Raw genomic sequence first — 10,101 nt, 5'->3', positions numbered from 1 at the left:
TCCGCCCGGGGGCACCTCCCAGCGGTAGCTGGGGGAGATGCACCGCATCTGACGCCGTGCGCTGATCCACCGGGGATTACGGGACAGCCCTTAGGGGATCCCCGGCGGGTCACGGCCGGCGGATCCGGGCATGACAGTGCCCCGGGAACTCGCACAGCTCCCGGGACACCGACATCCATCAGGCGTACCGCCCGGCGGCTACCAGGCGACCGGCAGTCGCTCGGGCAGCCGCTTGATGAAGCCCGTCCGCCAGACGAGGTTCTCCGCCGGCACCGCGAGGCGCAGCTCGGGCAGCCGCTCGACCAGTACCTCCAGCGCGATCTCGGCGTGGGCCCGGCCCAGGGCGGAGGCCGGGCAGAAGTGCCGGCCGGCGCCGAAGGCGAGGTTGGGGTTGGCGCTCTCGCGCTCCAGGTTCAGCTCGTCCGGGTTCTCGAAGGCCTCCGGGTCGAAGTTGGCCCCCTCCAGCAGGACGAGGACCAGCTCGCCCTCCTTCACCAGCACGTCGCCGACCTGGACGTCCGCCATCGCGATGCGCGGCAGGCCGTCACCGACGGACAGGTTCCAGCGCAGCAGCTCGTCGACGGCCTTGCCCATGCGCTCCGGGTGCAGGCGCAGGTATCCGATGAGTTCGGGCTTCTGGAGCAGCGCGAGGACCGCGAGGACGAGGAAGGCCGACGTGGACACCGCGCCCGCGCCGAACAGCGAGACGGCGACCGTCGCGAACATCTCGTCGGTCAGGTGGGACGACTCGGGGTCGGCCTCCCGCAGGTCGGCGAACCTGCCGAGGAGCCCCGTACGCTCCTCGGTCGGCAGCGCCAGCTGAGCCTGCAGCCGGTCGACGAAGTAGCCCACGTCCTTGTACCAGTTGAGGGCCGAGTCGGCGAACGGTTCGCGAGCGGTCATGAACGCGACGTCCAGCCCCGACATCAGCCGGCGCCAGTCCTCGAACGGCACCCCCAGCACCTGGCAGTGCAGCGCCGCCGAGAAGGGGTCGGCGAACCCCGCCCGGAGGTCTGCCGGTCCGCCCTCGGCGACGAGCCGGTCGACGAGTTCGCCGGCCTGGGCGCGCAGCCAGTCCTGGAGCCCCTTCTGGCGGGGGTTCAGTGCCTTCATGACCGCGTTGCGCAGGCCGGCGCTGTTGATGTTCCCCATGTTGTTGACGACCTCGGGCGGGATCGTCAGCGCGTACTGGCGGGGGACCCCGGCGTTGGCGGTGTCCTTGAGGCTGAAGCGCTCGTCCTCCAGTACCTGCTTGGCGAGCGCGTAGCTGCTCACCAGCCAGGCCGGGTCCCCGGTGAGGGTACGGACCTTGGCGACCGGCGCCTTCTCGCGCAGCCACGAGCACTCCTCGGGCAGCACGTCACCGCGCCGGGAGAGGGGGAAGTCGAGGAGCGGCAGCGGCTCCTGGCTGCCCTCAAGCTGCTCGACGCTCATCGACGGTCCCTTCGGTCGGTGCGTGGTTCGTTTCCGTGGCCGTGGCCGTCATCGCGGCCGTGGTCGCGGCCGCCTCGGGGCGCACGACGGCGTAGGCCTGGTTGCGGGTCGCGCGCAGGCCCCCGCCCCGCCCGAAGAGGACATCGGTCATCGGCATCTTGACGTGGTAGGCCGCCACGGAGGACGGCACGTCGAGAATGCTCGGGGTGTCCACGAAGAAGGGCAGCTCGGCTGCCATGTAATCGAAACAGACCTGCAACTGGGCGTCCGTCATGGATTCACCCTCCGGCAACTTGGAGCCGACAAAGTGAAGGGCCATTTCCTCGCAGCCCTTGCGGAATGTATCGTCGGTCTCCAGGAAATGCAGAACGCGTCGGTGGAGTAGTTGGTAGACGGGGTTCGACTGGAACTCCGAAAGTGCCCTCACTCGGATGTCGGCCTGCGGAGTACCTGACTCCTCCACGCCTTTGAGGATCCTCCTCCGGACCGCCTTTATCTCCTTCGCCGCACGCTTCTCCGCGTGTTCCCGGCTGTAGCCGAAGGCGGCGAACATCCGGTCGACGTGGAGGTCGGCGTAGACGAAGTCGACCTGCGCGAAGCGGGTCGTGGCCCATCGGGCGAGGCTGGAGATGCGCTCAGCGCTGAAGTAGCTGTTGCCGGGACTCACTCCGATGAGCACATGGGCGCCGTCTTCCCAGATATGGCGGCAAGTGCGGGTGAAGGGCAGAACTTCGAATGATGCGTCAGCTGTGATCGTCACCTGTGTGATCGCCTTGTTGCCGCTTGTCCCTGGGAGCCCTGCGCTCCTGGTGTGGCGGCAATGTCGGTACGTTATGCCGTGATCCCGGAGCGTGACAAGTGGGGGGCGGGTTTGTTGGCTGGAATTATCGGTTCCGTGTGACCGACAGGTAATTGAATACCTTTCTGCCGGCCGAACGGGACCCGCGGGCGGACCCCGGCCCGCAGGCCGCTACCCTGAGCCGGTCAACACGTACCAAGAAGGGGTGGATCCAGTGGCGGACATCGAGAGCGCACGGACGACGTTCGACAAGTTCGACGTGAACGGTGACGGCTTCGTCACGGCCGACGAGTACAGCGCGGCCATGAAGGCGATGGGTGACGCGTACGTCACCGGCGCGGTCGCGGACGCCGTGATCGCCTCCAAGGACGGCAACGGCGACGGCCTGCTGAGCTTCGACGAGTTCTGGGCCGCCCTCAGCAAGTAGGCGCCCGACACGTAGTCGCCCGACGAGCGGCCCCGCGCCGGCCTCCGCCCCCACTGCCCGGGGCGGAGGTGCGTCAAGCCGCCGTGGGGCCCTGGTCCCCGCCGCCGTCCGAGGGCGGCGTCATATCCTCCACCTCGGCGAGGGCCTCCTCCAGCCAGGTCAGCCAGAAGCTTTCCAGGGCGATCCCGCCGTGCAGCACGAGCCGGCGCAGCCGGTCCTCGGCGGCGTTGCGGTCCGGCGGGAAGTCCTTCGCCTCGATGGCCTCGTACGTCGCCAACTGGTCCCGGTGCAGCTCCAGATGGCGCCGCAGTTCCGGCCCGAGCCGCTGCGGCCCGACCACGGCCGCCGCGCGGATCCGCAGCAGCAGCGGGTCGCGCATCGGCTTGGGATCCTGGCTCTCGGCGACCCAGCGGGCCAGCTCGGCGCTGCCGTCGGGCAGCACCTCGTACTCCTTCTTCTGCCCCCGAACGGGTACCTCGCTGGGCAGCTCCCGGATCAGCCCGGCCTCCTCCAGCCGCCCCAGTTCGCGGTAGATCTGCTGGTGCGTCGCCGACCAGAAGTAGCCGATCGACTTGTCGAACCGCCGGGTCAGCTCCAGCCCCGACGAGGGCTTCTCGAGCAGGGCGGTGAGGATGGCGTGCGGGAGCGACATGCCGACATCCTAAGTTTGCGCGGCGTGCGGTCAGCCGCGTACCGACTTCCACGCGGACAGCTCCTGCGGGGTACGGGGGCCGGGGGCGCCCGGGGCCAGCAGGCCGTGCGTGCGGAGCAGGGCCGTCACCGCCGGGGACCAGGCCTGGCGCAGGCCCGCCGACGTGAGGAGGGCCGGGTCCGACAAGAGGGTCGGCGCCGGGCCCACGCGGATGCCCGACGGGGTCAGGACCGCCGCGTCGTCGGCCCAGCGCACCGCGAGGTCCACGTCGTGCGTGGCCATCACCACCGTCGTGTCCGTGAGGCCGGCCAGGACGTCCAGCAGCCGCTCCTGGCCGTCCGGGTCCAGCCCGGCCGTCGGCTCGTCCAGGATCAGCACGCGCGGGGCCATCGCCACCGCGCCCGCGATCGCCGCCCGCTTGCGCTGCCCGTACGAGAGCAGGTGGGTCGGGCGGTCCCGCAGCGCCGTGATGTCCAGGGCCTTCAGTGCGGCGTCGACCCGCTGCCGGACCTCCGGCGCGGGCAGGCCCAGGTTCATCGGGCCGAAGGAGACGTCCTGTTCCACCGAGGCGGCGAAGAGCTGGTCGTCCGGGTCCTGGACCACCAGCTGCACCGCCGTCCGCAGCCGGGTCAGCCCGGACCGGTCGTACGTCACCGCCGTGCCGTCGAGCCGCAGCGTGCCCGAACCCGGCCGCAGGCCCCCGCTCAGCAGCCGCATCAGCGTGGTCTTGCCGCTGCCGTTGCGGCCCAGCAGGACCAGCGCCCGTCCCTCGGCGATGCCGAAGTCCACGCCGGACAGCACCGCGGGCCCGTCCTCGTACGCGTAGCCCGCGCCGACCAGTTCCACCAACGGACTCAACGGGAGAGCTCCTTCAGTACGAGGGTTGCGGCGACCAGCCCGGTCAGGAGGGCGGCGGACGCCGTCAGGAACCGCCAGGACAGCGCCGCCCGCGGTACGAGCACCCGCAGCGCGCCGTCGTACCCGCGCCCGGCCAGCCCCTCCTGGAGCCGCGCCGCGCGGTCGAAGGCCCGGACGAACGAGGTCGCGGCGAGCCCGGCGACCGAACGCCACGCCGCCGCCCGGCCGGTGTTCCCGAGGCGGGCCGCCTGCGCCCGCCGGACCTGGGCCAGGGAGTCCAGCAGCAGGAAGCCGATCCGGTACATGACCAGGGCCACGTCCACCACGGGGGCCGGCACCCCGGCCCGGACCAGCCGGGGAAGGACGTCCGAGACGGGGGTGGTGAAGGCGAAGAGCAGCACGCCGAGCGAGGCCGCCGACGTACGCAGCAGCAGTTCCCCGGCGTGCCGCAGGCCGTCAGGGGCCGGCGCGAGGAACCCGTCCGGCCCCCCGACGGAGACCAGCAGCGGCAGCGCCCCGGTGAAGCAGAAGCCCAGCGGGATCCGGAAGGCCCGCCACAGCTGCCGCCCGGCCACCCCGGCGGGCCCCAGCAATACGGCCAGGGTCGCCGCGGCGACCAGCGGCCCGCCGGGCCAGGGCGGCAGGCACACGGCGGTGACGGTCAGCCCGAACCCCAACAGGGCCTTCTCCAGCGGGTGGCGGCGCCGCCAGCGGCTGCTGTGCGCCGCCACGTCGATCGGCAGCACCGCCTACGGCTCCGGCGTGGCGGAGGGCGCCCCGGCCCCGGCCTCGGACCCCGCTGCGGCGGCGGCCTGGCGCCGGCCCGTACGGACGCCGAAGTAGTACGCGAGCACGCCCGCGCCGAGCGCCGCCTGGAGGGCGAACAGCGCCGACTCGATCTCCGCCGAGGGGGGTTCGTACAGGGGGGAGAACCACGGCTCGTAGTCCGGCTCGATCTCGGTGATGGCCGCCTCCGCCTGCGCGTCGGCGCCCGCGAACGGCTCCTCCTGGCCGTCGCCCAGCCCCAGCGCGAGCGGGAGCACGGCCAGCGCCGCCACCAGGAGCAGCAGCAGGGTGTTGATCTTCGCGTTCCTGGTCATCGGTTCGTCGCCTCCTGCCGCGCCTTGGTGCCACCGGTCAGCCGGGCGACGCCCAGGCGCACCAGGTCGGACTTGCTGGACTGCATCAGCAGCCGCACCACGAGCACGGTCAGCAGCCCTTCGCTGACCGCGAGCGGGATCTGGGTGAGCGCGAAGATGCCCGCGAACTTCTCCAGGGAGCCGACGAATCCGCTGCCCGGGTCCGGGAAGGCGAGCGCCAGCTGGACGGAGGTCACGCAGTAGGTGACCAGGTCGGCGAAGAAGGCACCGAAGAACACGGTCACCATCAGCGGTACGTCGAACTTCCGCAGCAGCCGGTAGACGGCGTAGCCCGCCCACGGCCCGGCGACCGCCATCGAGAAGACGTTGGCACCGAGGGTTGTGAGCCCGCCGTGCGCCAGCAGCAGGGCCTGGAACAGCAGGGTGATGGTGCCGAGCACCGCCATGATCGGCGGCCGGAAGAGGATGGCGCCGAGCCCGGTCCCGGTGGGGTGCGAGCAACTGCCCGTCACGGAGGGGATCTTCAGGGCGGACAGGACAAAAGTGAACGCTCCGGACGCCCCGAGCAGCAGCGTGCTCTCCGGGTTGGCCTTGACCTCACGGGTCAGGGCGCGGACACCGTGGACGACGAAGGGAGCGGATGCGGCGCCCCAGGCGACCGCGTGCAAAGGGGGCAGGAACCCCTCGGCTATATGCATGAGTAGAGAGACCTCTCCAGCACCTCGTGGATGGACGACGCGCCCCGGCCGGTCTCCTGGCTCACGGGTACTGATGCCCTGAACTCCGCCTTCCCGGGGCCGTACGGTCTCCCGCGCGGTCCCAGTGGCTTTCCCGCAGGAGTGGAGCCGGACTTCCCGATCACAGTGGCGAGGGCCGCACCGGTTTTCCACCGGTTTCCCGAACACCAAGGCCCGCTGACCCTAGTCGCCCGCGCCGACCGGTACCAACCCCAAGGCGGCCCGGACGGGCGCGGCGCGCTGGCGATCCCGGCCGGCGGTGGGCAGGGTGGGGGGCGTGCCCGACGATTCCGCCACCGCGAACCACCCCGACTACTCGGACCTTTCCGCCGTCTACGTGAACTGCACCCTCAAGCGCTCGCCCGAGACCAGCAACACCGAGGGCCTGATCTCCAGGAGCCGCGCCGTCATGGAGGCCGCCGGCGCCCGGACGTCCCTGATCCGGGCGGTCGACCACGACATCGCTACGGGTGTCTGGCCGGACATGACCGACCACGGCTGGGAGAGCGATCAGTGGCCGGTCCTCTACAGCCAGATCATGGACGCCGACATCCTGGTGCTCTGCGGCCCCATCTGGCTCGGGGACAACAGCTCCGTCATGAAGCAGGTCATCGAGCGGCTCTACGCCTGCTCCTCCCTGCTGAACGACCGGGGGCAGTACGCCTATTACGGCCGGGTGGGCGGGGCGCTCATCACCGGCAACGAGGACGGCGTCAAGCACTGCGCCATGAACATCCTGTACAGCCTCCAGCACCTGGGCTACGCCATCCCGCCGCAGGCCGACGCGGGCTGGATCGGCGAGGCCGGGCCCGGGCCCTCGTACCTCGACCCCGGTTCGGGCGGGCCGGAGAACGACTTCACCAACCGCAACACGACCTTCATGTCGTGGAACCTGATGCACCTCGCCGCGCTCCTCAAGCGCGCGGGCGGCATGCCGGCCCATGGCAACCAGCGGTCCGAGTGGGACGCGGGCTGCCGCTTCGACTTCCCCAATCCCGAGCACCGCTGACCCGGTGACGACCTGTCGTCGACCCGACGGGCAGCCCGCCGACGCACGTTTCGAGGGCGATGGCCGGGCAGGCGTAGGCAACCCCATGTGCGGTCGCGGAGTTGGCAGTTGACTGTGCTCACCGTGTTGACTGTGTTGATCGTGTTGACTTCGGCGGAGATCCACCAGGATCGCTGCCCAGCACACCCGTCCCGCATCTCAGGAAGGAAACCGGCGTGACTTTCGGGGGACCGAACCCGTACGGCCCGATATCGCGGCCGAACGGGGGTCAGCCACCGCCGCCGCCGGGCGTGCCGCCGCAGCCCGGTCCCAGCCAGTACCCGCACCCCGGGCCGCATCCCTTTCCGGGGCCGCCGCCCTACGCCCCGTACGTGCCGCCCCGTTCGCTGTGGCAGCAGTTCCGCGACGGTGACTGGCCTCCGCTGCTGGAACTGCTGCGGCGGGTGCCCGTCCACGGCTGCGTGTGGGGTGTGTTCCTCCTGTGCCTGTGGCCCCTGCTGCTGCCCTTGCTGGCCTATCCGCTGGCCCGCTCGGCCCGCCGGCAGGCGCACCGGACCTTCCCCCCGCACGTCTACCGCCGCCTCCTCGATCCGCAGGTGATGCGGGTACAGAAGATCAGGGCCTGGGCCGCCCTGGCCGCGTCGCTCCTGATTCTCGTCGTCTACGGCACCGAGTCGGACCTCGCGGAGATCCAAGGGCAGTACATGCTCCGGCTCGCCCTCACGCCGTGGCTGCTGCTGTTCACCGCACCCCTGGTGATCCTGGTCCTGCTCCGGCTGGCTCCCCCGGCCGCGAGGCCGGGCATGCGAGCGCGCCTGCGCCCTGCCGTGCGCTCGGCCCTCTGGTACTTCGCCGCGTTCACGGCCGTGCCGCTGCTCTTCGCGGGCATGGTGGTGGTGGGCGAGAGCTTCCAGTCCTACGCCTTCAGCCCGTTGATCACGCTCCTCCTGCTCGCCCCGGTGCTATGGATGCTGTTCTTCGTCTGCTTCGCCTCCACGACGCTGGTCCGCACCGTGTTCGGCACCTCCGAGGTGCACGCCGCGCTGCCGGCCCTGCTGATGGGTGTGCTGGTGTGGGAGCTGGCGGTCGTCAACCTGGCCGTGGCCGGGATGCCGCCGGGCCCGCCGTTCATCCAGATCTGCGCCCTGATCGGTGGCCCGGGATCGGTGTCGGCGGTGGCGTGGTGGGAGATCGACCGCCTGCGCACGAGGTACGGGGTCACGCTGCGCGCCTAGAGGATTTGTGGCGACGCCGCGCCCGCCGCGGTTCCCGCTGCCGTCAGCGGTCCACGGGCGCGGGAACCAGTCCGTCGGCGATCAGACCGGCGAGGACCGCCTCGCCCAGGGCGTGCACCGCTGACTGCGGGCGGACCATCACGGTGAACTCCTTGATCCGGCCCGCCTCGTCGAACTGGAGGAGGTCGATGCCGTGGATCTGCTTGCCCGCCACGACGGCCCGGAACGGCAGGATCGCCGACGGGGCCTCCTCGCCGTCGGCGCTCGTCTCGGCCGCCCCCTCGAAGCGTCCGACGTACCGCAGGTCCTCGAAGGTGCGCAGCAGGACACCGAAGAGTCCCAGCACCATGGCCCTGCCCTCGAAGGGGGTGAACTTCACCGGGCTGTAGAGGCGGACGTCCTCGGTGAACAGGTCGTCCAGCGCGGTGAGTTCACGCTTCTCCACGGCGGCGCGGAAGCGTTCGGCAGTCTCCATGACCTCTCCTCGTACTCAAGCTCATACTCAAAGACATGACTAGTCACTTTCATGAGTAGGATGCGGCTGCGGACGAAGAAAAGGAAGGGGGCTGCTTCGATGGCCTTGCGACATGCCGTACTGGCGGCGCTGCTGGACGGCGAGTACAGCGGATACGAGCTGGCGAAGGCGTTCGACATCGGCGTCGCGAACTTCTGGCACGCCCTGCCCCAGCAGCTGTACGCCGAGCTGGCCAAGCTGGAGAGGGAGGGGCTGGTCGCCGGCCGGGAGGTGGTCCAGGAGAGCCGGCCCAACAAGCGCCTCTTCCACGTCACCGACGCCGGTCGCGCCGAGCTGGAGCGGTTCGCCGAGGCCGTCTCCAAGCCCTCGATGATCCGCGACGACCTGCTGGTCAAGGTCCAGGCCGCCGACCACGTCGGCGCCGACGCAGTGATCGAACAGCTCGCGGAGCGGGCAGCCGCGGGCGAGGGCAGGATCGAGCTCCTCGGGAAGCTGCTGCGCAACCTGCGCGGCGACGCGGACGAGGCGGAGTTCCTGCGCCGGGGCGAGCGGGTCGGGCCGTACCTGACCTGCCTGCGCGGCCTGGCCTTCGAGCAGGGCCACCGGGACTGGTGCCTGCGGGCCGCGGACGTCCTGCGGGAAAGGCGGTCGGCCCGTGCCGAACGGTGACCGGGGTCAGTACCTGCGCTACGTCGCCCTGGGCGACAGCCAGACCGAAGGGGTCGGCGACGGGGACGACACCACCGGCCTACGGGGCTTCGCGGACCGGCTCGCCGAACACCTCGCGGCGGCCGACCCGGGGCTCCGGTACGCCAACCTGGCCGTCCGGGGGCGGCTCGCCGGCCAGATCCGCACCCAGCAGCTGGGGCCTGCGCTCGCTCTGCGGCCCGACCTCGCCACGGTCGTCGCCGGGGTCAACGACCTGCTGCGTCCCCGGTTCGACGCCGACGAGGTGGCCGGGCACGTGGAGGAGATGTTCGCCGCGCTCACGGGCGCCGGCGCCCACGTGCTGACCGTGACCTTCCCGGACCTGGGGAAGATCGCGCCCCTGGCCCGGCCGCTGGCGTCCCGCCTGTCCGGCCTCAACGGCCGCATCCGCGCCGCGGCCGCCCGGCACGGGGTCACGGTCTTCGACGCTGCCCGGCAGGCCGTCGTCACCGACCCGCGGCTGTGGACCGCGGACCGGCTCCACGCCAGTCCGCTCGGCCACGAGCGGATCGCCGCGGCCCTCGCCCACGCCCTCCACCTGCCGGGAAGCGACGAAGCCTGGTCCCTTCCCCTGCCGCCTCAGGCGGCTGCCACGGCCCGCCGGGCCGGTGCACCCCGAAATCGGTGGGCGGGCGCGTTGCTCGGCCCCAGGCGGGGGCGGGGGCGG

13 protein-coding genes and 1 riboswitch are annotated in these 10,101 nt (G+C 71.4%); of the genes, 5 read left to right on the top strand and 8 right to left on the bottom strand.

The features are described 5' to 3' along the window. Nucleotides 1-198: 198 nt before the first annotated feature. Both ACWDYJ_RS34850 and ACWDYJ_RS34845 read right to left on the bottom strand, forming a co-directional pair. Nucleotides 199-1,434 (bottom strand): cytochrome P450, encoded by a 1,236-nt coding sequence (locus tag ACWDYJ_RS34850; protein ID WP_451569611.1) that lies wholly within the window; start codon nt 1,432-1,434, stop codon nt 199-201. Then, on the bottom strand, nt 1,415-2,194 hold the full coding sequence (locus ACWDYJ_RS34845; RefSeq protein WP_451569610.1) for a tRNA-dependent cyclodipeptide synthase: 780 nt from the start codon (nt 2,192-2,194) through the stop codon (nt 1,415-1,417). The genes ACWDYJ_RS34850 and ACWDYJ_RS34845 overlap by 20 nt, the downstream gene beginning before the upstream one ends. Before the next feature lie 253 nt (nt 2,195-2,447). On the opposite strand from ACWDYJ_RS34845, the gene ACWDYJ_RS34840 reads away from it, so the two are divergent. Beyond that, nucleotides 2,448-2,660 (top strand): EF-hand domain-containing protein, encoded by a 213-nt coding sequence (locus ACWDYJ_RS34840; RefSeq protein WP_451569612.1) that lies wholly within the window; start codon nt 2,448-2,450, stop codon nt 2,658-2,660. A gap of 73 nt (nt 2,661-2,733) precedes the next feature. Here ACWDYJ_RS34840 and ACWDYJ_RS34835 read toward each other — a convergent pair whose 3' ends face one another. Genes ACWDYJ_RS34835 through ACWDYJ_RS34815 form a run of 5 tightly spaced genes read right to left on the bottom strand, consistent with a single transcriptional unit; the run spans nt 2,734 to nt 5,968 of the window. After that, nucleotides 2,734-3,312 (bottom strand): PadR family transcriptional regulator, encoded by a 579-nt coding sequence (locus ACWDYJ_RS34835; RefSeq protein WP_451569609.1) that lies wholly within the window; start codon nt 3,310-3,312, stop codon nt 2,734-2,736. 30 nt (nt 3,313-3,342) lie between these two features. Next, a complete protein-coding gene (locus tag ACWDYJ_RS34830; RefSeq protein WP_451569608.1) occupies nt 3,343-4,170 on the bottom strand; it encodes an energy-coupling factor ABC transporter ATP-binding protein in 828 nt (275 codons plus the stop codon). Then, nucleotides 4,167-4,916, bottom strand: coding sequence for a cobalt ECF transporter T component CbiQ (cbiQ, locus tag ACWDYJ_RS34825; RefSeq protein WP_451569607.1), 750 nt, complete (start codon nt 4,914-4,916; stop codon nt 4,167-4,169). Before cbiQ ends, ACWDYJ_RS34830 begins: the two co-directional genes overlap by 4 nt. Before the next feature lie 3 nt (nt 4,917-4,919). Further along, a complete protein-coding gene (locus ACWDYJ_RS34820) occupies nt 4,920-5,270 on the bottom strand; it encodes an energy-coupling factor ABC transporter substrate-binding protein (RefSeq protein WP_451569606.1) in 351 nt (116 codons plus the stop codon). Next, the gene (locus ACWDYJ_RS34815; protein WP_451569605.1) at nt 5,267-5,968 is read right to left on the bottom strand and encodes an energy-coupling factor ABC transporter permease; all 702 of its coding nucleotides are present in this window, start codon (nt 5,966-5,968) and stop codon (nt 5,267-5,269) included. The genes ACWDYJ_RS34820 and ACWDYJ_RS34815 overlap by 4 nt, the downstream gene beginning before the upstream one ends. 29 nt (nt 5,969-5,997) lie before the next feature. After that, a riboswitch (cobalamin riboswitch) is annotated at nt 5,998-6,194 on the bottom strand. Nucleotides 6,195-6,284: 90 nt separating this feature from the next. Between ACWDYJ_RS34815 and ACWDYJ_RS34810 the strand changes: the two genes are divergently transcribed. Then, nucleotides 6,285-7,016, top strand: coding sequence for a flavodoxin family protein (locus tag ACWDYJ_RS34810; RefSeq protein ID WP_451569604.1), 732 nt, complete (start codon nt 6,285-6,287; stop codon nt 7,014-7,016). A gap of 371 nt (nt 7,017-7,387) precedes the next feature. Next, nucleotides 7,388-8,251: a hypothetical protein gene (locus tag ACWDYJ_RS34805; protein ID WP_451569603.1), complete on the top strand. Its 864-nt coding sequence runs from the start codon at nt 7,388-7,390 to the stop codon at nt 8,249-8,251. 43 nt (nt 8,252-8,294) lie between these two features. On the opposite strand, the gene ACWDYJ_RS34800 is transcribed toward ACWDYJ_RS34805, so the two are convergent. Next, a complete protein-coding gene (locus ACWDYJ_RS34800; protein WP_451569602.1) occupies nt 8,295-8,726 on the bottom strand; it encodes a nuclear transport factor 2 family protein in 432 nt (143 codons plus the stop codon). 99 nt (nt 8,727-8,825) lie between these two features. Here ACWDYJ_RS34800 and ACWDYJ_RS34795 point away from each other — a divergent pair, with 99 nt between their 5' ends. Together ACWDYJ_RS34795 and ACWDYJ_RS34790 are read left to right on the top strand one after the other, a co-directional pair. Next, nucleotides 8,826-9,395, top strand: coding sequence for a PadR family transcriptional regulator (locus tag ACWDYJ_RS34795; protein WP_451569601.1), 570 nt, complete (start codon nt 8,826-8,828; stop codon nt 9,393-9,395). Continuing rightward, nucleotides 9,382-10,101, top strand: a 720-nt coding sequence (locus ACWDYJ_RS34790) for an SGNH/GDSL hydrolase family protein (protein ID WP_451569600.1), incomplete at its 3' end; no start/stop codon positions are given. The genes ACWDYJ_RS34795 and ACWDYJ_RS34790, both read left to right, overlap by 14 nt.

The sequence above is a fragment of the Streptomyces sp. NPDC003042 genome, assembly GCF_053591315.1.
Note: the sequence above shows the minus strand (reverse complement) of the source record. Positions and strands in the feature narration are given on the sequence as shown.

Excerpts from the sequence above, each read along its gene's own strand:
- ACWDYJ_RS34795 (WP_451569601.1), top strand. The coding sequence starts at position 8,826 with ATGGCCTTGCGACATGCCGTACTGGCGGCGCTGCTGGACGGCGAGTAC.
- ACWDYJ_RS34800 (WP_451569602.1), bottom strand. The coding sequence starts at position 8,726 with ATGGAGACTGCCGAACGCTTCCGCGCCGCCGTGGAGAAGCGTGAACTC.
- ACWDYJ_RS34820 (WP_451569606.1), bottom strand. The coding sequence starts at position 5,270 with ATGACCAGGAACGCGAAGATCAACACCCTGCTGCTGCTCCTGGTGGCG.
- ACWDYJ_RS34815 (WP_451569605.1), bottom strand. The coding sequence starts at position 5,968 with ATGCATATAGCCGAGGGGTTCCTGCCCCCTTTGCACGCGGTCGCCTGG.
- ACWDYJ_RS34835 (WP_451569609.1), bottom strand. The coding sequence starts at position 3,312 with ATGTCGCTCCCGCACGCCATCCTCACCGCCCTGCTCGAGAAGCCCTCG.
- ACWDYJ_RS34850 (WP_451569611.1), bottom strand. The coding sequence starts at position 1,434 with ATGAGCGTCGAGCAGCTTGAGGGCAGCCAGGAGCCGCTGCCGCTCCTC.